This is a genomic window from Staphylococcus sp. HMSC077D08, from assembly GCF_001837945.1.
Classification (GTDB): Bacteria; Bacillota; Bacilli; order Staphylococcales; family Staphylococcaceae; genus Staphylococcus; species Staphylococcus epidermidis.
On the sequence record NZ_KV834759.1, the window covers coordinates 19868 to 43624 of the forward strand.

A 23757-nucleotide genomic window follows, 5' to 3' on the forward strand; every position below is an offset into this window, starting at 1 on the left:
TCATATACAAAGCCCGAAATGAAGCTATAAAGCCATTCATTTCGGGCTTTCAATATCTTACTTTTGGATGTCGAATTTTAGGTAATCTTTTAAAATGATGCAATTGTTATATAAATTCTCATTTGAAAAATAGGAGTGAGACAGTTCGTTTTAAATGAACTAAGTCTCACTCCTATTTTTATTTAAACATAGACATAAATAATTGATATATATGATCCGGACTAAATTGTTTCAACGTATCTTTACTATTTTCAACGATGTGATCTAACTCATTATAATGTTGTGTTGTTAAATCGATACGTTTTGCAAGTTCAGACACATTTTCATAGTTTACTAAATAACCATTATCTCCGTTATTAATGATTGAATCTGGCCCTACATTGCCTTCAAAACTTATTACTATATTATCTTGCACCATTGCCTCTAAAATAATCATTCCGAAACCTTCATTGCGTGAAGGTACAACAACGATTTTACTTTGTGCAAGTTTATTATTTAATTCTTGCGTTGGCTCATATATTTTAATCAAATCATTTAAATGATATTGATTAATAAAGTCAACAAGTAATGTTTTCTTACTACCAGAACCATAGATGTGAACGTCATAATTCAATTGACGCAAGTCTTCTTGTATTAAACGAATACTCTCTAATAATAAATCATACCCTTTTTCATATTCTAAACGTCCGGCGCTAATAATACGATTTTTCTTTGGAGCAGCAATTCTTTTTTCAGTAACCATATTAGGTATAACATATACAGGAGTTTTAAGTTGTGATTGATATTTTTGCTGATCTGCGACTGTTAACGTTGTAATCTTATTGATATTACGGTACGCAGCAATAATTTCCTTTTGATACTGATCAGGGTGAGCATCAAAATTCATATGTTCCATTGCGATGGTCACTATTTCAGCTTTAGCATATTTAGAAATGAGAATATTAAAGCTAGCTCTTGTTCCAACGAGTACATCAGTTTTAATATGCTTGATTGCTTTAATCATTTTTTTCTCTACATAACTCGAAAACTGACTTTTACCTGGCTCAAATTGAGAAATCACTTTTGTATTTAAAAAGGGGGTATATTTTTTGATACGATTTGCCGTAATAGCTCTAGTATTTTTAAGCTTTAAACGATAATCCACTAAGACTTTAACTTTTATTGCGGAATGTAATTCAAAATATGGAGAGTCTGTGCCTCTAAAAACTGAAATAATTGTTACAGGATGTCCTTTTTCTGCCAGTGTATTTGCAAGTTGTGTCACCGACTTTACCGTTCCGCCCATTGCATAAATATTATGCATAAAAAATGTGAACGACTTCATTGCGTTAAACACCTCATTGTTTTCTATGATATTTAAGTTATTATAACATTAGTTCGTATATATGGGGTAACATGTAAACAATTGTAATTTGAATTGCGTAATGAAGCTATTCTCATAATGTTGACTTTTATTCTTTTGTGTAACACAATTTATATATATAATTAAATTAGTTTAATTAATGGTTATGATAAGGAAGAAATGAGCACTTCCTTAAAAGACGCTTAGATTTTTTGCAATAAAGAGAAAGCGCTTTAATGTTATTAAAGACATCGACATCTATGAGTGTCAATCGTTCCATTTATTTATTAAAAAAGGGGGACTGTGTTTGTTATGAATACTCAACATAGCAAAACAGATGTCATCTTAATAGGTGGCGGAATTATGAGCGCAACATTAGGAACTTTACTAAAAGAATTAACACCAGAAAAAGATATACTATTGTTCGAAAGATTGAGTCAACCTGGAGAAGAAAGTTCAAATGTTTGGAATAATGCTGGAACAGGTCATTCTGCATTGTGTGAATTGAACTATACGAAAGAAGGTCAAGATGGTTCAGTAGATATTACTAAAGCAATTCACATCAATGAGCAATTTCAATTATCTAAACAGTTTTGGGCATATTTAATACGTGAAGGTCATATTGAAAGTCCGGATAAATTTATTCAATCAGTGCCACATATGAGCTTTGTCAAAGGGGAAGAAAATGTTAAATTTTTAAAAAGTCGAGTGGCGAGTTTACAGAAAAATGTATTATTTGAAAAAATGAAAATATCCCAAGATCCAGAAAAAATTAATTCATGGGTTCCTTTAATGATGGAAGGACGCCAATCAGATGAAGCAATTGCCATCACGTATGACGAGACAGGTACAGATGTTAACTTTGGTGCTTTGACTAAAAAGTTAATAGCTAATTTACAACAAAAAAATGTTTGCATTAATTATAAACATGAAGTTTTAGATATAAAAAAATTAAATAATGGTAACTGGCAAGTTGTGGTTAAAGATTTAAATACATCAAATGTAATGAATTATGAATCTAAGTTCGTCTTTATCGGAGCTGGTGGTGCAAGTTTACCTTTATTACAAAAAACAAAGATTAAGGAATCTAAACACATTGGTGGTTTCCCGGTAAGTGGCTTATTCTTACGATGTAAAAATCCAGATGTCATACATAGACATCATGCAAAAGTCTACGGTAAAGCCGAGGTAGGTGCACCTCCAATGTCAGTTCCACATTTAGATACACGATTTGTTAACGGTGAAAAATCATTACTATTTGGACCTTTTGCAGGGTTTTCGCCGAAATTCTTGAAAAATGGTTCATATTTAGATCTAGTTAAATCTGTAAAACCTAATAATATGATTACAATGTTAAGTGCTGGCGTAAAAGAATTTAATTTGACGAAGTATCTAGTTTCTCAATTAATGCTTTCAAATGAAGAACGGATCAATGATTTGCGTGTATTCTTACCAGAAGCGAAAGATGAAGATTGGGAAGTAATTACTGCAGGTCAACGTGTTCAAGTAATTAAAGATACAGATAAGTCTAAAGGTCAATTACAATTTGGTACGGAAGTGATAACATCAGAAGATGGTTCACTTGCAGCACTATTAGGTGCTTCACCTGGTGCTTCGACTGCTGTTGATATCATGTTTGATGTCTTGCAACGTTGTTACAAATCAGAGTTTAAGTCATGGGAACCAAAAATTAAAGAAATGGTCCCATCATTTGGTTTAAAATTGTCAGATCATGAAGATATGTATCATTCAATAAATGAAGAAGTAAAAAAATACTTGAATGTAAAGTAATATTTTAAAAAATCACCATTAAATGATTAAAAATAAGTTATCATTTAATGGTGATTTTATATATGGCGTATAGTTTAATTAATGAAATGTTTTAAATACATCATATTTTGTTATGAATCCAATTGATAGTTTAAAGAATACATACTAAATAAATAGTTTTACAATAAATTGTGTTTTATCATCTGAAGTGAGCGTAATGTTACCATGATGAAGATGAATGATTGATTGGGTAATGGCAAGACCTAGACCATTACTACTAGATTCGTCACTCAGTTTATAAAAGCGATCGAAGATATGTTTCGCATCTTCTTCTGCAATCGTTCCATCATTTTCAATATTAAATATAATCAAATGATTTGTACTAGTTAGAGTGACATTAATCATGCTATTTTGAGGAGCATATTTCATTGCATTAATGATGAGGTTATTGAAAGCTTGATGTAATAGTCTTTCATTTCCTCGGAAATACAAATCTTCCAATTCAGTAAATAAAACTAAATCTTTTTCATCAGTTCGAAATTGTTCATGTCTAATAATATCCTTTATTAAAGTATTTAAATGGACATTATCGTTAAAAGTAAGGTGGGAAGCATTATCTAATTCAGATAAAAGTAGCAATTCCTTAGTTAGTTCACTTACTTGATTAGTGATTTCAAACATTTCATTGATATATAGTTGTTTCTCTTCTTCATTTTGCGTCAATTCAAGTTGTGTAAGCAATCGTTGTAAATGTGTAAGCGGTGTTTTAATTTCATGAGATACATTTTGGACAAAATGTTGTCTCATTTGATCTACTTGTCCTAAATTTTGACGCATTGTATTGAAACGTGATTGCAGCGTTCCAATTTCATCATGACGTGTTTGTTTGATAGGCGTACTGAAATCACCTTTCATAATTCGAGTTGTTGCATTTTTTAATGCGGTCACTGGTTTAATAATAGAATATGTTGATGCAATGACTAGTGAAATTGAAATAATAAGTAAAAGTGTTATCAATACAGCTAAGAAAATTCTAAATTCGCTAAAAGTTTCCCCGATATCTGGACGCATAAAAACTGCTAATGCCCCATCATCTGTTTTAAATTGAATACCTACTGTATTATCCGTTTCATTATCGAAGAACCCTGTTACAAAAAATGCATAAGGTTTATTTTTAATACCGTGATAATCTTCACCGTTGAGCACTTTTTTGATTGCAGACTGACTTATAGTATTTTTACGAAAAGTTTCCCCATAAAAATGTTTGGTTCCATGTTCGTTGACAGTCATAATTTGATAATTCATTTGACCTAAATGTTTCAAATACGTATCTAGAGGTTTAGGTTTTTGTGTTCTTTCATATTCACGAGCTTCTTTAAGTGTGCGCATAATTTTTGCATCATTAGAAGCTTTCAAATGAAAGTGATAATAAATATTCGTAAAAAGAAAACTCATTAATGCACTAAACAAAATGACTGTAATTGCATATATAGCAATTCTCGAATATAATGTTTTAAACATTTTGGTCCACCCTATATCCTTGACCTCTTACAGTTTGAATCGATACTGATGATTTCAATTTAGATAAACGTTGACGTAATCTTTTAATATGAACATCAACAGTACGATCATCTCCTTCATAATCAAAGCCCCAAATTTTTTCAATAATATCATCTCGAGTGAAAATATGTTTAGGATTAGAGGCTAATAAAAATAACAACTGAAATTCTTTGTTTGGAAGATTCATCGTTTTTGAACCCACGGTAATTTCCATATAAGACTGATTTAATATTAAGTTGCCAAGTTGTAACTCGTTATCAGCATTAATTTGATATCGTCTTAAGACAGCTTTAATTCTAAATAATAATTCTTTAACCTCAAAAGGTTTAGTGACATAATCGTCAGTGCCACTTAGGAATGCACGTTCTTTATCACTTAATGCATCTCTAGCTGTCAACATTATGACAGGAATATGATAATCATCTTTCAAAGTCTGACAAAGCTCAAAACCATCCATTCCACTCATCATAATATCTACTATCGCAATATCAACATTTTTATTTTCAAGAAAATCTAGTGATGCTTCTCCACTTGTGAAAGTATGTGTTTGAATACTTTCTCTTTCTAAATGACTTGAAACATATTGCAATAACTTTTCATCATCGTCTACGATTAAGCAATTAATCATATGTTTACGCTCCTATACTTTTTAATAATTATACTACGATAAAGAAAATTATGAACAAAATCATACTTGTTCATATTGAGTTCATATTTTCTTCTTAAACTTAACATATAAAGAAACGGGAGAGGATATCAATGAATCTAGCTTGGAAAGAGATTAAATTTTATAAGTTCAGATTTATATTAATCATGTTCATTATTTTTCTAATGGCGATTATGGTTTTATTTATCAGTGGACTTGCTCAAGGCCTAGCACGAGAAAATATATCAATATTTGATCAAATTAAAGGTAATCAATTTGTTGTTCAAAAAATGAAAGAACCACAATTAGAAAAATCTATTCTATCACAAAGTAAACAAGACAATATTTCAAAAATTATTGATGAAAAACCTTTTAAAATGGCAGGTAAAACTTTCAAAATCAATGGAAACGAAGAAAACGTGATGGCTATAAACAGCGTGAAAAATCATCAGCCAAATTTGAAATCTGGTCATTATCCTAAAAATAAAAATCAGATAGCAATAAATGAAAAACTAACTGCAGAAGGTCTTTATTTAGACGATAAAGTTAAAGTCAAAGGTGACGATACAACTTATAAAGTTGTAGGTACATTAAAAAACACGATGTATTCTCATAGTAACATTGTTATGATGGACCAATCTAAAATAGAACAAAGTAGTAATGTCGCAACATTTTATGTTACGAACCAATTATCTAAATCGGATAAAAATAAAATAAATCACATCAAAGGCGTTCAAACAGCTACTACAGACGATATAACAAGTAATATCGCAAGTTATAAAGCAGAGCAAACACCATTGAATATGATGATTATCAGTTTATACGTTATTACGGCGATTGTGTTAAGCGCATTCTTTTATGTAATGACGATACAAAAGACATCTGAAATCGGTATTTTAAAAGCAATTGGTATTACTACAAAGCATTTATTGACATCATTGATTTTACAAATTTCAATGATTACATTTATAGGTGTAGCTATAGCAGAAGTAGTCATTTTGCTAATCAGTAATATATTGCCAGTTTCAATGCCATTCCATATTGACATGCAAAATATTATCTTTGTACTTGTCGTATTTATGATAGTTGGATTAATCGGTACATCATTATCATTTATTAAGTTAATTAAAATTGATCCTATTGAAGCTATTGGAGGTGGCCAATAATGGGTCTAGTTGTTAAAGACATAAGTAAAACATTTGGTGAAAAAAGCTCAAAAACAGAAGTGTTAAAAGACATTAATTTTGAAGTGAAAGATGGAGAATTCATCATTTTAAATGGCGCTTCAGGTTCAGGAAAAACGACGTTATTGACTATTTTAGGTGGTCTGTTATCTCAAACATCAGGTGATGTAGTATACGAGGGGAAATCCTTATTTGAACGACATACTAATAAAGCGCACTTAAGACTAAATGATATTGGTTTTATCTTTCAAGCCTCTCATTTAGTTCCATACTTAAAAGTTTTAGACCAACTTACCTTAGTAGGTAAAGAAGCTGGAATGTCTAGAAAAGAAGCCCAAGCAAGAGCTAAAGCATTATTAACAAAAATTGGATTAGAAGAGCAACTTAATAGCTACCCACATATGCTTTCAGGTGGACAACAACAACGTGTAGCGATTATGAGAGCACTTATGAATCATCCGAAAATTGTTTTAGCAGATGAACCAACAGCAAGTCTTGATGCTAGTCGTGCTCAAGAGGTTGTTGAAATGATCAGAAAACAAATAAAAGATAACCAAATGATAGGTATCATGATTACTCATGATGAAAGCTTGTTCAAATACGCTGATCGTATTATAGAATTGTACGATGGTAAAATAAAAAATAGTTAAAAGGGAAGTAGGATAGAATAGATAGCACAAATGATACTTCACTCTAGAACCCCAACTTGCCTTGTCCGAGGAATTTCGTACTGAAATTCTCTGTGTTGGGGCCCCGAACCCAACTGTGGAATTGTTGTATAACTTACTATAAATTAAAGAAGCTTGTGACATGTTTGTGTCTCAAGCTTCTTTAAATATATTCAATTTTGCTAAGAGGGGTTTATATGGTTTGTAGTATTGCAAGCCAAAACAACATAGCGAAATAAATAGTAAGTATTGTTTTATATTGATACATTAAACCCAAAAAGTCTATAATCATAGATTGTGCCAAAAAGTGGTATGGTGTACGACTTCCAATGCCATCGAAAGAAAGATGAGCTTTTTTAGCAAATTTAAGCGCTCTTAAAACATGAAATTGACTTGTTACACACAACATCTGACTTGAAGTAGGCATCATCGAATGAATGATAGATTTAGAGTATAAGAAATTGGTTCGTGTATTCGTGGATTGATTCTCCATAAATATATAATTTTCCGGAACGTTGTGAGCTATAAGGTATCTTTTCATCGCAAGTGCTTCTGAAATTGGTTCGTCAGGACCTTGGCCACCACTTACAATGATGATAGGTTTAGTTCGTTGTGAATGATAAACGGATAAAGCTTTATCAAGTCTTGCAGCAAGAAGTGTAGTCACTTCTTCAGAGAAAATTCCAGCTCCAAGCACCATAATTAACTTTACGTGTTTATGATATTGATGATTTTCAAAAGCTGTAGACCAAGATAGGTAGCCGATAAACGAGTAAATTGTACTAAATGCAATGGTTGCGACCCATAAAGCTAAGCTATTAATGATAATTAGGGGAATAGTACTTATATATAAACAACTCACAGCAAATAGCCCCATAGTATAAAAATGGTGACTAAGTTTTAAAATAAAAAAACGACCTGTTTGCAACTTGAAAATATAACGATATTTAATCAATAACAGTATCATAGCTACAATTACAATGATAAACATTTCATATGGTATTGATACAGTTACCACATGATAAGTCATCATAACAAAACCAATGATGGTATATAAGATAAAACTAAATAAATTAAGAGTAAACGATTGTTTCGTATATAATAAAACAATAAGTAATAATTCGATTAGAAAACATAAAAAAAGTAACATTGTTTTGATACCTCAGTAGTTATATTACTTATAAATTTAGCTTATGAAATTATAATTAGCAATGTTTATGAATATGGCAATTTTAATACATATTTATGGTTTAAATTTTAAGGTATTATTGCTATGATTTAAAAGGATTAAACATAATTTTTTTATATAAATCGTTTAGATTAATTAGGGGATAAAAATGGTAAGAAGAATAGAAGATCACATCTCATTTTTAGAAAAATTTATTAATGATGTTAATACATTAACAGCAAAGTTACTTAAAGACTTGCAAACTGAGTATGGCATATCAGCTGAGCAATCTCATGTGTTAAATATGCTAAGTATAGAGGCGTTAACTGTGGGGCAAATTACAGAGAAACAAGGTGTTAATAAAGCTGCTGTTAGTCGAAGAGTCAAAAAATTGCTCAATGCTGAATTAGTTAAATTAGAAAAACTACATTCCAATACTGACCAACGTCTTAAAATAATTAAATTATCTAATAAAGGAAAGAAATATATTAAAGAGAGAAAAGCGATTATGAGCCATATTGCTAGTGATATGACGAGTGACTTTGACAGTAAGGAAATTGAAAAAGTTAGACAGGTTTTAGAAATTATCGACTATCGTATACAATCTTATACTTCTAAACTTTGATAGAATCAGTGAAAGAGCCTATACAGTTAGAGACGAATAGGAATATAATAATATGAGTGGGGAAATAAGAAAATGAGACTAAATCTGTATGTTTTTGACTAGCGTTTATTTATATAATTTAGATAAGTCTGTAACTTTCTTTTAATGGAATTACAATGAAAACTACATGTAATGGAAATTGTATTTTATCATTGCTAAATGTAAAATATATCGAGTAGGTAATGTGTTTATAACATGTAAATATAATCATAATGTAGTGAGATGAGTAGAGGTGATAAAATGAGTCAATGCCCAAATTGTGGTCATCAAGTGAAAGATGATACATCGCAATGTCCAAACTGTGGGCAACTATTAACTAAGAAGAAAAAAAGAAAGATTAAAGACCAATCATCTCAATCGAGTAATGAGAATTCTACCAATATACGTCTTCGTAAAATTGTTCCGATAGGTATTAGTGTATTTATCTTAATACTTATTATCGTGTTATTTTTCCTTTTAAGAAATTATAATTCTCCTAATGCACAAGCTAAGATATTAGTTAATGCTGTAGATAATAATGATGCACAAAAAGTTGCTACATTATTGAGTACTAAAAATAAAAAAGTAGACGATGTTGAAGCGCAACAATATATTTATTATGTAAAAAAAGAAGTAGGTATTAAGAAGTATATTCGAGATATCAATAATACTGTAGATAAATTGAATAAAAGTAATTCAAGCGTGGCATCTTATATACAAACGAAAAGTGGACAAGATGTACTTAAAATAAGTAAAAATGGTACAAAGTATTTAATTTTTGATAATATGAGTTTCACAGCTCCGACAAAAAAGCCAATTATTAAACCTAAAGTAGAAACTAAATATGAATTTAGAACAAGTGGAAAAAAGAAAACTGTCATTGCTGAAGCAAATAAAAATACACCTTTGGGTGAATTTATTCCTGGTACATATCATTTACCATCTAAGAAAATTACAGAAAACGGTACATTCAATGGGCATTTAAATTTTGACTTTAGAGAAAGTCATTCTGAAACCGTAGATGTAGCTGAAGATTATGATCAATCATTTATCAATATCAAATTTAAGGGTGCGAGTAAATTAAGTGATAAATCAGAAAAAGTTCAAATCAATGACCGTACATTCACTTATTCTCATTCTAAAGAATTTGGTCCTTATCCAAAAACAAAAGATATAACGATTTCTGCAACTGGTAAGGCAAAAGGTAAGACGTTTAGTTCTGAGACGAAAACAATTAGTGCAGACGATTTGAAAGATAATACGAAAGTTACATTGGAATTTGATAGTGATAAAATAAATAGCTATGTTGAAAAGAAAGAAAAAGAAGAAAATAGTTTGAAAAATAAATTAACTGAATTTTTTACTGGTTATGCAACGGCTATGAATTCAGCATTTAATATGAATGATTTTAACTTTATATCGAGTTATTTTAAAAAGAATTCGTCTATATACACATCAATGAAAAGTAATTTCCAAAATCGAACGAACGTCACTATGATATCTCCACAAGTGTTAAGTGTTCATCGAAGCGGACATACTGTAAGAACAACTATTCAACATATTGATCATATAGGGAATTATATAAATAAAGATTATGAATTAGAAATAGATAATGATGATAGTAATATGCAGTTGGTTAAAGAATTATAAAAACAAAATGGATTTTATCAAACATTCAAAATATTTTTGTTAAAGGGGGAGGAAGCTTGAAAAGGGTGTATCAGTCAGAAAATCAATCATTACTTTTTATTGTTATATTAGGTTCATTAACAGCATTTGGCCCATTGGCTATTGATATGTTTTTACCTGGACTACCTAATATTAGTCATGATTTTGATATTTCTGCATCTACAACTCAGCTCACTATCTCCTTTTTTATGATTGGATTAGCGTTAGGAAATTTTTTGGCTGGACCCATATCTGATATTACTGGTAGAAAAAAACCATTAATTTTCTCACTGATTATTTTTACTATTGCGAGTTTAGGTATTATATTCGTCACAAATATATGGATTATGATTATTTTACGATTTATTCAAGGATTAACTGGTGGTGCAGGTGCAGTCATCTCAAGAGCCATTGCTAGTGATATGTACTCTGGTAATGCGCTAACTAAATTTTTATCATTATTAATGCTCGTCAATGGTATTGCACCAATTATCGCACCTGCGCTTGGCGGTATCATTTTAAATTATGGGCCATGGCGAATTGTATTTGTAATACTAACAATGTTTGGGATTGTCATGTTAATAGGGACTTTATTTAAAGTACCTGAGTCGCTTGAAAAGAGCCTAAGAGTAAATAGTAACATAGGTACAATGCTAATCAATTTCAAAGAACTTTTTAAAACACCCCGCTTTGTATTACCCATGTTGATACAAGGGGTGTCATTTGTATTGCTATTTACTTATATTTCTGCATCGCCTTTTATAGTTCAAACAATTTATGGTTTAACGCCATTAAACTTCAGTATTATGTTTGCTTTTATAGGCGTTACACTCATTATTTCAAGCCAATTAACCGGAAAACTTGTTGACTATATAGATAGATTACTGTTGCTAAGAATCATGTCTACTATACAAGTTATTGGTGTTATAATCGTATCACTAACGTTACTCAACCATTGGACTTTTTGGATACTTTCTTGTGGCTTTGTGGTTTTAGTGGCACCAGTTACAGGGATTGCAACGTTAGGATTTTCGATAGCAATGGATGAGAGTAAAGGGGCCAAAGGTAGTTCTTCAAGTTTGTTGGGATTGTTTCAAACTTTACTTGGTGGCATCATCTCTCCACTTGTTGGTATTAAGGGAGAGAGTAATGCGATACCTTATATAATCGTTATCGTTATTACAGCAATAATTCTTATGATTTTACAGTTGATTAATGTGAAGATATTTAAAAAAGCTAAAATTCATTGATAAAATTGAGTGATTTTTCAATGAGTTTTAGCTTTTTTATCGTTGTAATTTAATTGTATTTGCTAAAAGAACTTGAGCAACCTCTTGAGGAGATTCGAGGCATCCATTACGTAACCAATCGATAAATACACCTGCTTGACCACCAACTGAATAAATGATAAACATACGTTTATTATTTATTGAGGTTTCATATCTATCCATGACTTTTTCATAACATGTTTTAGTGGCGTTAATGTAATCTAATGCAATATCTTTATTAGGATATGTTACAAGCGTTGCTCTGTAGAACGCTTCTTTACGTTTAATATATTTGGCTATCAATAAGAAAAATTTATATAATTTTTTTTGATCTGTTTTGATATGATGAAAATCGTTATAGAAGGCTTGTAGTAATGACATATATTTGTTTAAATGATAATTTTGAATCTTATCTAGTAATTGATATTTATCTTGAAAATGATCATAAAAAGTAGAGCGATTCACGCCACTATAAGCACATATCATTTTAATGGTTATTTCATCAAAAGGATAGTATTCTAAAAGTTCGATTAAACTTTTTATTATTTTATATTTCGCACGTTGTTTCATATATTCACCTAAATCAAAAAGAAAATTTAAATAAATAAACTCTAAACCAACACAATTATTAAAAATGTTGGTGTATTTTTTATTTACACATCTCTATAATAGATAAAGTGAATTTTAAAAGCAAATAGGAGGGTATATTCATGAAAAAAATGATATTAATCAATGTGATTACTATCATTGTCCTAGTTGTTATTGGTGTGTTAGGCTTTTGGTTCTGGCATAACACAACAAGTTATGTGACAACTGACAATGCAAAAGTTGATGGAGATCAAATAAAAATCTCAAGTCCTGCATCTGGACAAATTAAATCTCTTAATGTTAAGCAAGGAGACAAACTTGATAAAGGTGATAAAGTAGCAGAAGTTTTAGCACAAGGCCAAGATGGGCAATCAAAAGATATGAACATCAAAATGCCACAAAAAGGTACGATTGTTAAAACAGATGGTATCGAAGGTTCTATGACTCAAGCAGGGAACCCAATTGCATATGCATATAATTTAGATGATCTATATATAACAGCTAATGTAGATGAAAAAGATATTTCTGACGTGGAAAAAGGCAACGATGTTGATGTAGATATCGACGGTCAAAAAGCATCAATCAAAGGTAAGGTTGAAGAAGTAGGCCAAGCGACTGCAGCTAGCTTTTCATTGATGCCTTCATCAAATAGCGACGGTAACTATACGAAAGTTTCTCAGGTAGTACCCGTAAAAATCTCTTTAGATTCTAATCCATCTAAAAATGTTGTCCCAGGTATGAACGCTGAAGTTAAAATTCATAAAAATTAAGGGGGTCATTTTATGACAGCGACCTTCATTATTATATATATTGTAGTAGCGCTCATACTCATTGGTTTTATTAATTTCTTTTTAATTAAGCGTAAAAGAAAAAATAAAGACAAAAGAGTGGAACAACGTTCGACAATAGATTCTAAGAGAGAAAGTAATCAATCTAAATTTAAAGCAAGCGATTTAGAACAAACAACTAAGTCAAATACTGATTCAACGCAATCAAACGATATTGAAGATGAAAAACGAAAAAATCACTTTGACTCAGAAATAGATAATGCATCTCAATCTATCAATACAGATAGTAAAGAGGATAGAAACGCGTTAAGTCATAAGAACCAAGAGGAAGATGACGCATCGAGCGATGTGTTGAACCCTATCGATCCAAATTCTACTGAAGGTAGAGTTAATGAAAGAATTAAAAATCAAGAGTCTAACTTTATTTTTGGTAAAGGTATAACTAGAGGTAAAATATTAGCGGCAATGTTATTTGGTATGTTTATCGCGATTCTAAACCAAACTCTATTAAATGTTGCATTGCCTAAAATAAACACAGAGTTTAATATTTCTGCCTCAACTGGTCAATGGTTAATGACTGGTTTTATGTTAGTGAACGGTATTTTAATACCTATTAGTGCCTTTTTATTTAATAAATATTCTTATAGAAAATTGTTTATTATAGGTTTAGCACTATTTACGTTAGGTTCCTTAGTTTGTGCAATCTCATTTAATTTCCCAATTATGATGAGTGGACGTGTATTACAAGCCATAGGCGCAGGTATATTGATGCCGTTAGGTTCTAACGTTATTGTTACCATTTTCCCACCTGAAAAACGCGGTGTGGCAATGGGGACAATGGGCATTGCAATGATATTAGCACCTGCAATCGGTCCAACACTTTCAGGTTATATTGTGCAAAATTATCATTGGAATGTGATGTTTTACGGCATGTTCTTTATAGGTATTATTGCTATCGTAATTGGTCTGTTTTGGTTTAAGTTGTATCAAAGTACGACAAATCCGAAAGCAGATATCCCTGGAATTATTTATAGTACGATTGGATTTGGTTCCTTATTATATGGTTTCTCAGAAGCCGGTAATAAAGGATGGGGATCAACCGAGATTGTAACAATGTTTATTGTTGGTACGGTTTTCATTATCTTCTTTATTTTAAGAGAACTAAGAATGAAAGCGCCAATGTTGAACTTGGAAGTATTAAAATATCCAACTTATACACTTACAACTATTATCAATATGATTGTGATGATGAGTTTATACGGAGGAATGATTTTACTTCCATTATATTTACAAAATCTTAGAGGTTTTTCAGCATTAGACTCTGGATTATTACTATTGCCAGGTGCATTAGTCATGGGAGCATTAGGTCCGGTGGCAGGTAAATTGTTAGATACAATCGGTATTAAACCATTAGCAATATTTGGTATTGGTATTATGACGTATGCGACATGGGAATTAAGTAAATTAAACATGGATACAACATATCTTCATATTATGTGGATATATATTGTGCGTTCATTTGGTATGGCGTTTATAATGATGCCTATTATGACAGCAGGTATGAATGCTTTACCACCACGCTTAATTTCTCATGGTAATGCGTTTGTTAATACAATGAGACAATTAGCTGGTTCAATTGGTACAGCTATTTTGGTTACGGTTATGACGACACAACAAACAAATCATCTTTCTGCTTTTAGTGAAGAGTTAGATAAAACGAATCCCGTCATTCAAGACCATATGCGTGAACTTGCCCAACAGTATGGTGGTGAGTCAGCAGCAATGAAAGTATTACTCGAACATGTCAATAAACTTGCATCTGTAGAAGGTGTAAATGATGCATTTATTGTTGCTACAATTATTAGTGCGATTGCACTGATATTAAGCTTGTTCTTACAGGGCAAGAAAAAGGCTCAATTATCAGCTGAAAAAGCAAATGCTGAAGATTATCCTTCGCAACAAGATAAATAATTAAGAGATGTAAATAACCACCTACGACGTTAAGAGCGTCTAGGTGGTTATTTTTATAAAAAGACAAATTCTATATTATTTCAATAGAATTTGTCTTTTTCACTTATCCAGAAACTTTATGTCGCGGAATCATAAACAAAAGAGATGATTCTCGTATTAAAAGAACATTAAAATCATCTTTATTTAATACGTGGTAAACGATTACGGAAAAACAAACTTACAATCAATAACGCAATACTACATCCAATGAGTATCAGTGCATTGTGAATCGCATCTGCTTCAGTTAATACTTGTTCTGGTGATACTGTTAAATAATATTGTTTTAGAGATTCGGAAATTTTCTGAGCAATTGTATGTATGATATAACTGAAATACAATGTAATGACTAGCATAATAGCTAAAAGTAATATATTGACTACTTTAAGTGCTGTGCGATTAAAAATAATTGTAATTACGGTTACAAACAAACTAATAAGACATAGGACAAAGAAAATATTAAATATAATGATGAGATTATCGACAGACTGTTGTAATTGATCAATATTACCTAAATTTAAATTGCCGATTTGCGTAACGGTATCTTGAAAATTTCTTAATTGATGAAAATTTATAGTTTCATTTACAAATGAAATTTTAAATATAGGTTGTTTAAGCATGCTATAGCCAGTAATAGCAGTTAATACTAAAACGAAAACTTGAATAATGAGACTTACCCATGAGCGTTTCTTTTTACCATATCTTTTCCCACGATGGATCTCTTGATGCTCAAATTGAGAGTTGAATTGTTTTTGGTTTTGTAATGTTTCAGACATTTAAATGCCTCCTTTAGATGCAAATTTACTAAGTTTATCTTTTTAATTTTATGTCTGTTATAATTGGGTTTAATCTAGTATCCTAAGTATTGATTAAAAAATATTTCTTTAAAATGACATACTTATCATTATATCTTTTTTTTGCAAAGGTATATAGATATTTAAACAAATTATTTCTTAAATTTAAAATTTTAAATAGAGGTAGGTAGATTGATTAATGAAAAATAGAATGATGAATCGCGTGGTTAATAAATACATCCTTCACAATAGATCGATATTTTTTAGTAGTCATGATGAAGTTAAAAAATTTTTAGAAAAGAGAAGTATCGAAAATAGTAAAAAACATCAGCAACCTGCGACACTTAATGTAAAGTCAAATTTAGATAAACTTACTCTTAATGATATGCAAGTGTTTAGATTTAATTTTAGACATGAGAAGAATCAAAAGATACTCTATCTGCATGGTGGATATAATACTTTGCAACCTTCTCCATTTCATTGGAGACTTTTGGATAAACTAACTTTAAATACATTGCATGAGGTCGTTTTACCTATCTATCCCAAGTCACCGGATTATCACTACTTAGAAACGTTCAAAGCGATTCGTGACGTTTATAATCAATTAGTTGAAGAAGTTGGTGCGGACAACATTGTTATGATGGGGGATGGTTCTGGTGGGGGACTAGCATTAAGTTTTGTTCAATCACTTATCAATGATAATCAAGAAGTGCCTAGAAAGTTATTTTTACTTTCACCACTTTTAGATGCCACTTTAACTAATCCTAATATTACGCAAACGTTGGAAGAAAATGATATCTTAGTTAGTCGATTTGGTGTTCATCAACTCATGAAATCTTGGGCAAATGATTTACCTTTATCAGACGCGCGTATATCACCATTATATGGTACTCTAAAAGGGTTGCCACCTATATATATGTATGGAGGTGGCAGAGAAATATTAAGCCCAGACATGCATGCATTTACTCATGCTCTAGAGGAATGTGGGAACGATGTTGAGTTTAAAGAGTATCCTAAAATGGTGCATGATTTTCCTTTCTATCCCATACGCCAATCCCACAAGGTGTTAAAACACATCACTAAATCAATTTTAGAGTAGGAATTGAATAGATTGCTAACTGAATTTTAAAAGTGATATGAATGTTGTTCTAAAAGGAAGGATGAAGTCAATTACCAATGCTATGCTTATCAACTGGTGATGAATGAGATAATCATTTTGTTTAAACAATAGTATTTATTAAAGGAAAGTTTGTATTTTGCTGATGATATCATATTTGCCTTTATTTACATAGTAAGTTGATAGAAATGATTCGAAGTCCTTTGACTGATTTATTTGGTGAATAATATCTTCTTGTAAAGAGAATTGTTTACTTTGAATTTGTTTTTGATAGTCATGACAGTGATCTAGTAAGACATTCTCATGGCTAGTGTCGATAAGTAATAAAAGGTAATCAATTGCTTCTTTTTGGCCTAGAATATAGCTCATTTTCATAGCACGCTTCATCAATTGAGATGCTGGGCCGTTCATAAACAAATATTGTTGTTCATTTAATTCTGACAATTCGTATTTTACAGTGTCTTTTAAATTCATGAGCTCTATTACTAATTTTTCTCTTATAGACATTATTATTCTCCTTTATATGGTATTCCAATTGAGTGGCCTAATTGTGCTGGCCATTCAATTTTTTCTTGCTTATGAGCATAATCTTGTATGGCATTCAGATAATGTTTTGGAAATGGTGCAGCACGACGTTGTGTCCTATCTATTCCTAACATCATAACCTCATTGGTTGCAACAACTTCTTGATTATCAATTAACATTCTCAGAAAGAAATGAGTTCGTTTGTCATCGTAATTATAAAGGAATAACTCTATATTGAATTCTTGACCAAGTGTTAATTCATGTAAAAAAGTAGTATGTGTTTCAACAGTAAAAACTGTATACTGTAGACGGTCTCTCTCTGGTAATGATAAACCATGAACCTCATTGAATTTATTAATGACTTCGCTAAAAATAATATTATAATATGCGTCATGCATATGATTATTATCATCTATAGCATCTTCTGTCACAGTTCGGGTTACGGTAAATGTCTTGTTCATTTATTTAACCTCCTTAGTTATAACACTATACTAACCGAAAAGAGCACATACATGTAACATAATTCATGATAAAATGTAATTTATAAAGTATGAGGGGGTAAGAAAGATGACGGTGACCGTTAGATTTCAATCTTTATCGCAACCTCTTACATTAGTTTCAAATGTGAAAGAGATTCCTAAAGATGCAACGATTATATGGTATGATTTTGAAAATGCCACTGATGAAGAAAATGAGTATTTAAAAAATCATTTTGATTTCAATTACTTAGAAATAGATGATGCTATCAATGGTGACCCACGAGTTAAATATAAAGAATATGACGCGTATCAATATATGATATTTCATAGTATTATTAATGATGATTACTCACCAATCTCACTAAGTGTATTTTTAGAAGGTAATGTTTTAGTGACATACCATCACAAACATTTCCCATCATTAAAGCGTGTAGCTCAATACAATGCAGAAAATCATGATAGTGAATTAGATTGTGCAGATATCGTCATTCATATTCTGGATTGTATGGTGGATAAATATTTTAACTTTGTTTATGGTATTGAAGATAAAGTGTATAATTTTGAAGACAAGCATGTCGATGACCGCTATAGTAAGAGTGTTATGGAAAATGTTTTTCAATTACGTTCGGATTTAATTAAAATTAAACGCGTATTATTTCCGATGCAAGAAGTTGTAGATACAATGAAACAAGAAGGAAATATAATTAAAGATGCCAAACATAGAATGTATATTCAACATATTGATGATCATCTTATTAAACAAAGAAGTGTTATTCGGACTTCTCAAGAAATGACGAATGAGATTCGTGAAAATTATGAATCATTCACGTCATTTAGGATGAACAGTATAATGCAGATACTTACGCTTGTATCTGTTATATTCTCACCACTCACTTTTATTGCTGGTGTATATGGAATGAACTTCGAATTTATGCCTGAGTTGAAATGGCATTATGCTTATTTCGTGTGCTTAACTCTAATGCTAATTATAACAATAATATTAATCATATTCTTTAAAAAGAAAAAATGGTTTTAAAACTTTATATATATAAATAATTTAACAAAGGTAGGGTGTTTTAATGAGTGACTCACAAAGAGAACAGAGGAAAAATGAACATGTAGAAATCGCAATGTCACAGAAAGATGCGCTGGTTTCAGATTTTGATAAAGTGAGATTTGTTCATCATTCCATCCCCAGTATTGATGTTAGTCAGGTCGATATGACAAGTCATACAACGAAATTCGATTTGGCATACCCAATCTATATAAATGCAATGACTGGTGGAAGTGATTGGACAAAACAAATTAATGAAAAATTAGCAATTGTTGCTAGAGAAACTGGAATTGCAATGGCGGTGGGATCAACACATGCAGCTTTGCGAAATCCTAATATGATTGAAACATTTAGCATTGTGCGTAAAACAAATCCCAAAGGAACAATTTTCAGCAATGTGGGTGCCGATGTACCAGTGGATAAAGCGCTACAAGCGGTTGAATTATTAGACGCTCAAGCGCTACAAATTCATGTGAACTCTCCTCAAGAATTAGTCATGCCAGAAGGGAACCGTGAATTTGCTTCATGGATGTCGAATATTGAATCTATTGTTAAACGCGTTGATGTTCCAGTTATTATTAAAGAAGTTGGTTTCGGAATGAGTAAAGAAACATTACAAGCGTTACATGATATTGGTGTTAACTATGTTGATGTCAGTGGACGCGGAGGGACTAATTTTGTTGATATTGAAAATGAAAGACGTTCGAATAAAGATATGAATTATTTATCTCAGTGGGGACAATCTACCGTAGAATCCTTACTTGAGAGTACTGAATTTCAAGATCGATTAAATATTTTTGCTAGCGGTGGCTTACGTACGCCACTCGATGCTGTAAAATGTTTAGCATTAGGTGCAAAAGCAATAGGGATGTCTCGCCCGTTCTTAAATCAAGTAGAACAATCAGGTATTACAAATACCATCGACTATGTAGAGTCTTTTATTCAACATATGAAAAAAATTATGACGATGTTAGATGCACCGAACATTGAGTGTTTACGACAAGCAGATATCGTAATGAGTCCGGAGTTGATATCATGGATCAATCAACGTGGCCTTCATTTAAATAGAAGATAAAAAATGAAATAGTATATTGTAATAATTTCAACATACAAATAAAACGATAATTCCCAAGTGAGATTTATAGGAATTATCGTTTTTTTTATTGTTATGCCGAAATATAAGAGGTTTTTATTATAAAGCGTGTACTTATAATAAAAAAGGTGAATGGTTTAACTGAAAAGTTGAATAAAACTCATAACAATAATTACACCGATTAAGTCGATGAGGAAAGCACCAACAATAGGAACTACTAGATATGCTTTAGGAGAGTTGCCAAACTTTTTAGTGATAACATCTAAATTAGCCATCGCATTTGGTGTTGCGCCCAGACCATGACCAATAAATCCTCCTACCATAACAGCAGCGTCATAATCTTTGCCGAGTCCTTTAAATAATATGAAAATCGAGAACAGTACCATAAATACGACTTGTACAAGAACAATTATGATTAGTGGGATAGCTAAAGAATATATTTGAGTTAGTTGGATACTCATTAAAGCTAATGATAAAAAGATGCCTAATGAAATATCACCTATTTGTTCGCTCATTTTTAAATCAACGATATCCCAACCAATAAAGTCTGTAGCATTTCTAATAATTACTGCTACAAACATTGAACCAACATACATTGGAATATTAACTCCGGTTAAATCGGTAAAAGTATTGCCAATATATGTTCCTAATGCCATGCAAAATACGAGTATAGAAAATTGTATAAAAAAGACTTGAATAGGTTTATATTTTGTATGTAATGATTGATTGTATTCAACGATACCATAATTTTTAAATGAATCGTCACGATGCTCTGGCTTAAGATCATAGCGTTTTATTAAATATTTAACGATGGGACCGCCAATGAGTCCACCGAATACAAGGCCTAGTGTAGCGGCAGCTAAAGCAGCTGCAACTGCTGAATCTACACCCATATCTTGTAAGGTTTTACCATAAGCTGCAGCATTACCGTGACCACCCTCCATTGACATTGAACCTGCTGTAAGACCTAATAAAGGTTTAATGTTTAAGAGTTTAGCGAGTGATACACCAATAATATTCTGACAAATAGCCATAATTCCACAAAAAGTGAAATAAATCAACATGACTTTTCCACCAATTTTGAATAGTTTTAATGATGCGCCCAGTCCAATTGTAGTAAAGAAAGCGAGCATAAAGAAATTCTGAATGAACGCCGAGTCAAGTTTTATTTTAACGATATTAAATGAATCTAATATAGCCACTAATATTGCAAATAAAAGACCACCAATGACAGGTGCTGGAATACAGATTCGCCTTAAAATAGAAACATGGTTGATTATTGTTTGACCAATTAAATATAAAACACATGCCAAACATAATGTGGTAATTGCATCAAATTCTATCATTTAAAAGCCCCCTTTGTATGAAACCCTATATAACTAGTAATATATTAAAGTAATTCAATGTAAACCTTATAAAGTCCCATAATACACATTATACATACACAAATGAAATAAATCCAGTTTGCCAAATAATGATATAAGTAAATTATAATTATTAATTTTTATAATTTATCAATAAAAGATGACGAAATTTGTATAAAGACGTGTGTATTAATAAATTAGACACAGTACCTTGCAATGTATAGTAGTAGATGCTATAGTTATTTTGAATCACTACTGTGTATAGTTTAATACTGTTTATACGATTGAGGAGGTAGGTATATGAATGCACAGTTTAAGAAAGGTGCTTTAGAATTAATCGTTCTGCTTATTATTAAAAAAGAAGATCAGTATGGTTATTCACTTGTACAAAATATCTCGAGATACATGACCATAGCTGAAGGTACAGTTTATCCTCTACTAAGGCGTTTGGTTAAAAGCGGGGAACTGAGTACGTATTATCAACCTTCAACTGAAGGACCGTCTCGAAAGTACTATCAATTAACTCAACAAGGGGCTGCGAGGGTTGATCAATTGGAAGAGGAATGGAAATTGTTTACGGAAGCTGTAGAACATTTCATTGAGGAGAGTGAGAATGAATGAATAAAAATGATTATTTAAAAGAACTTAAAAGGCATTTGAAACATATGAATAAAGAAGAAAAAGAAGATATTTTGAATGAGTACGATACGCACTTTTATAGCGGACAGCAAGAGGGAAAGTCTGAATCAGAAGTATGTAAAGAGTTAGGTAATCCAAAAGTAATAGGTAAGGAACTTACAGCTACTTTTAGTGTAGAAAATGCACATCAAAAAGTGTCCTTAATGAATATTTCATCCGCAATTGTAGCAGTAATGGGGCTAAGTTTGCTTAACTTTTTTATTGTTATAATACCAGCTTTTTTAAGCATTCTGCTCGTATTAACCTTCATCATTTTTACTCTAGCTTCACTAGTTGCACCATTGATGTTGCTCATTAAAGGAATTATGGATGGTTTTCATTCCATTATCCTATATGACATATTTATGACTGGTTTAATGTTTGGTGTTGGACTTGTACTTGCAGTGGTGACTTACTACCTCATTAAGTGGCTATTTTACTTAACTATGAAATATTTAAAATGGAATATTTCTATTGTCAAAGGAAGTGTACAATCATGAAAAAAATTTCAGCGATAATATTATTAATAGGCTTGTCACTAATTATTATTTGTAGCGTGGGAGTATATGCACAAAATAAAAAATTGAGTAAAGACAAGCAATATAATGATCAAACAATAAATTTAATGAAAAACTATGATGATAATACTGTGAAAAGTATTTACGTTGATGGAAAAGTAAGCGATATAATTGTGAAAAAAGGTGAACATTTTTCGGTTAAGTCCAAAGGGAATGACAAAAATTTAAACGTCACTAGCAAGGTGAACAATCAACATTGGGTAATTACAGAGCGTCAAACAAGGCCGCATATTAATTTTAGAATACAAGGTCATGTTAGTAATCATATTACGATTACAGTACCTAAATATATTAAAAACATAGATATTAAGACTAATGATGGGGATTTAAATGTTGTTGGAGTAAATAGTGACACAGGAAGATTTGATACTAAATCTGGAGACATTAAAGTTCAAAACGGACGATATAAAAAGGTGACGCTTCATAATGAGGATGGAGATATTCATACGAAAGATATTCATTTTAATCATGCTGATATTCAAAATGACAATGGGGATATTCAAATGGAACAATTGCCCCCTGATATTCCTTTACGTATTAAAAATGAAGAAGGGGATATAAACTTGAATTATAAAAAAGAACTTCATCACACCCAAATCATCACTCGTAATGAAGAAGGACAAACAGACATCGATCATCGTGTGTTAAATCATAGTAAAGTTGACAATGGGAATAATAAAGTGAAATTAATTAATGAAAATGGAGATATTACAGTAAAATAAAGGCATTTTTCTATCATTAGCTCAAAATTAAGGAAACAAGTATTTTCAATAAA

The 23757-nt window shown here is 31.2% G+C and carries 23 protein-coding genes; 14 read left to right on the plus strand and 9 right to left on the minus strand.

Annotated elements, in window-relative coordinates:
• Positions 1-178: 178 nt before the first annotated feature.
• A complete protein-coding gene (locus HMPREF2663_RS04220) occupies positions 179-1324 on the minus strand; it encodes a glycosyltransferase family 4 protein (RefSeq protein ID WP_002447220.1) in 1146 nt (381 codons plus the stop codon).
• Positions 1325-1654: 330 nt separating this feature from the next.
• Between HMPREF2663_RS04220 and mqo the strand changes: the two genes are divergently transcribed.
• Complete coding sequence (mqo, locus tag HMPREF2663_RS04225) at positions 1655-3133, plus strand: malate dehydrogenase (quinone) (protein WP_070845859.1); 1479 nt, start codon at positions 1655-1657, stop codon at positions 3131-3133.
• A gap of 144 nt (positions 3134-3277) precedes the next feature.
• Here mqo and HMPREF2663_RS04230 read toward each other — a convergent pair whose 3' ends face one another.
• Positions 3278-4633 (minus strand): HAMP domain-containing sensor histidine kinase, encoded by a 1356-nt coding sequence (locus HMPREF2663_RS04230; protein ID WP_002447222.1) that lies wholly within the window; start codon positions 4631-4633, stop codon positions 3278-3280.
• A complete protein-coding gene (locus tag HMPREF2663_RS04235) occupies positions 4626-5300 on the minus strand; it encodes a response regulator transcription factor (protein ID WP_002447223.1) in 675 nt (224 codons plus the stop codon). Before HMPREF2663_RS04235 ends, HMPREF2663_RS04230 begins: the two co-directional genes overlap by 8 nt.
• A gap of 131 nt (positions 5301-5431) precedes the next feature.
• Here HMPREF2663_RS04235 and HMPREF2663_RS04240 point away from each other — a divergent pair, with 131 nt between their 5' ends.
• Entirely contained in the window at positions 5432-6484 is a 1053-nt protein-coding gene (locus HMPREF2663_RS04240; RefSeq protein WP_002490586.1) for an ABC transporter permease, read from the plus strand.
• Positions 6484-7152, plus strand: coding sequence for an ABC transporter ATP-binding protein (locus tag HMPREF2663_RS04245; RefSeq protein WP_002447225.1), 669 nt, complete (start codon positions 6484-6486; stop codon positions 7150-7152). The genes HMPREF2663_RS04240 and HMPREF2663_RS04245 overlap by 1 nt, the downstream gene beginning before the upstream one ends.
• Before the next feature lie 211 nt (positions 7153-7363).
• Here HMPREF2663_RS04245 and HMPREF2663_RS04250 read toward each other — a convergent pair whose 3' ends face one another.
• Entirely contained in the window at positions 7364-8320 is a 957-nt protein-coding gene (locus HMPREF2663_RS04250) for a YdcF family protein (protein WP_002475288.1), read from the minus strand.
• A 187-nt stretch (positions 8321-8507) separates the two neighbouring features.
• On the opposite strand from HMPREF2663_RS04250, the gene HMPREF2663_RS04255 reads away from it, so the two are divergent.
• The 3 genes from HMPREF2663_RS04255 to HMPREF2663_RS04265 all read left to right on the plus strand — a co-directional run bounded on the left by HMPREF2663_RS04255 (position 8508) and on the right by HMPREF2663_RS04265 (position 11899).
• The gene (locus HMPREF2663_RS04255; protein ID WP_070845860.1) at positions 8508-8963 is read left to right on the plus strand and encodes a MarR family transcriptional regulator TcaR; all 456 of its coding nucleotides are present in this window, start codon (positions 8508-8510) and stop codon (positions 8961-8963) included.
• A gap of 279 nt (positions 8964-9242) precedes the next feature.
• On the plus strand, positions 9243-10631 hold the full coding sequence (locus HMPREF2663_RS04260) for a glycopeptide resistance protein TcaA (protein WP_002496258.1): 1389 nt from the start codon (positions 9243-9245) through the stop codon (positions 10629-10631).
• A 56-nt stretch (positions 10632-10687) separates the two neighbouring features.
• Positions 10688-11899 (plus strand): putative multidrug effflux MFS transporter TcaB, encoded by a 1212-nt coding sequence (locus tag HMPREF2663_RS04265; RefSeq protein WP_002475291.1) that lies wholly within the window; start codon positions 10688-10690, stop codon positions 11897-11899.
• A gap of 36 nt (positions 11900-11935) precedes the next feature.
• Here HMPREF2663_RS04265 and HMPREF2663_RS04270 read toward each other — a convergent pair whose 3' ends face one another.
• Entirely contained in the window at positions 11936-12487 is a 552-nt protein-coding gene (locus tag HMPREF2663_RS04270) for a TetR/AcrR family transcriptional regulator (protein WP_002475293.1), read from the minus strand.
• 140 nt (positions 12488-12627) lie between these two features.
• On the opposite strand from HMPREF2663_RS04270, the gene HMPREF2663_RS04275 reads away from it, so the two are divergent.
• A complete protein-coding gene (locus tag HMPREF2663_RS04275; protein ID WP_001831502.1) occupies positions 12628-13275 on the plus strand; it encodes an HlyD family secretion protein in 648 nt (215 codons plus the stop codon).
• A gap of 12 nt (positions 13276-13287) precedes the next feature.
• The gene (locus HMPREF2663_RS04280) at positions 13288-15264 is read left to right on the plus strand and encodes a DHA2 family efflux MFS transporter permease subunit (RefSeq protein WP_020363047.1); all 1977 of its coding nucleotides are present in this window, start codon (positions 13288-13290) and stop codon (positions 15262-15264) included.
• A 179-nt stretch (positions 15265-15443) separates the two neighbouring features.
• Here the strand turns inward: HMPREF2663_RS04280 and HMPREF2663_RS04285 are convergent, their stop codons facing one another.
• Positions 15444-16076 (minus strand): hypothetical protein, encoded by a 633-nt coding sequence (locus HMPREF2663_RS04285; protein WP_002475059.1) that lies wholly within the window; start codon positions 16074-16076, stop codon positions 15444-15446.
• Positions 16077-16293: 217 nt separating this feature from the next.
• Between HMPREF2663_RS04285 and HMPREF2663_RS04290 the strand changes: the two genes are divergently transcribed.
• On the plus strand, positions 16294-17193 hold the full coding sequence (locus tag HMPREF2663_RS04290) for an alpha/beta hydrolase (RefSeq protein WP_002475061.1): 900 nt from the start codon (positions 16294-16296) through the stop codon (positions 17191-17193).
• A 138-nt stretch (positions 17194-17331) separates the two neighbouring features.
• Here HMPREF2663_RS04290 and HMPREF2663_RS04295 read toward each other — a convergent pair whose 3' ends face one another.
• Together HMPREF2663_RS04295 and HMPREF2663_RS04300 are read right to left on the minus strand one after the other, a co-directional pair.
• On the minus strand, positions 17332-17718 hold the full coding sequence (locus HMPREF2663_RS04295; RefSeq protein WP_002475060.1) for a hypothetical protein: 387 nt from the start codon (positions 17716-17718) through the stop codon (positions 17332-17334).
• Between the two features lie 2 nt (positions 17719-17720).
• Positions 17721-18197 carry a thioesterase family protein gene (locus tag HMPREF2663_RS04300; protein WP_002475057.1) on the minus strand — a complete coding sequence of 159 codons (477 nt, stop codon included), beginning with the start codon at positions 18195-18197 and terminating at the stop codon, positions 17721-17723.
• Positions 18198-18303: 106 nt separating this feature from the next.
• Here HMPREF2663_RS04300 and corA point away from each other — a divergent pair, with 106 nt between their 5' ends.
• Positions 18304-19251 (plus strand): magnesium/cobalt transporter CorA, encoded by a 948-nt coding sequence (corA, locus tag HMPREF2663_RS04305; RefSeq protein WP_002490798.1) that lies wholly within the window; start codon positions 18304-18306, stop codon positions 19249-19251.
• A 43-nt stretch (positions 19252-19294) separates the two neighbouring features.
• Positions 19295-20344, plus strand: a complete 1050-nt coding sequence (gene fni / locus HMPREF2663_RS04310; protein ID WP_002490796.1) for a type 2 isopentenyl-diphosphate Delta-isomerase — start codon at positions 19295-19297, stop codon at positions 20342-20344.
• Between the two features lie 155 nt (positions 20345-20499).
• On the opposite strand, the gene gltS is transcribed toward fni, so the two are convergent.
• A complete protein-coding gene (gene gltS, locus HMPREF2663_RS04315; protein WP_002447238.1) occupies positions 20500-21708 on the minus strand; it encodes a sodium/glutamate symporter in 1209 nt (402 codons plus the stop codon).
• 318 nt (positions 21709-22026) lie between these two features.
• On the opposite strand from gltS, the gene HMPREF2663_RS04320 reads away from it, so the two are divergent.
• From HMPREF2663_RS04320 to HMPREF2663_RS04330, 3 genes are read left to right on the plus strand one after another with little or no spacing between them, the layout of a single operon-like run.
• Positions 22027-22347 carry a PadR family transcriptional regulator gene (locus HMPREF2663_RS04320; RefSeq protein WP_002447239.1) on the plus strand — a complete coding sequence of 107 codons (321 nt, stop codon included), beginning with the start codon at positions 22027-22029 and terminating at the stop codon, positions 22345-22347.
• On the plus strand, positions 22344-22904 hold the full coding sequence (locus HMPREF2663_RS04325) for a DUF1700 domain-containing protein (protein WP_002475769.1): 561 nt from the start codon (positions 22344-22346) through the stop codon (positions 22902-22904). The genes HMPREF2663_RS04320 and HMPREF2663_RS04325 overlap by 4 nt, the downstream gene beginning before the upstream one ends.
• Positions 22901-23704: a DUF4097 family beta strand repeat-containing protein gene (locus tag HMPREF2663_RS04330; protein WP_070592454.1), complete on the plus strand. Its 804-nt coding sequence runs from the start codon at positions 22901-22903 to the stop codon at positions 23702-23704. The genes HMPREF2663_RS04325 and HMPREF2663_RS04330 overlap by 4 nt, the downstream gene beginning before the upstream one ends.
• The last annotated feature ends 53 nt before the right edge of the window (positions 23705-23757 follow it).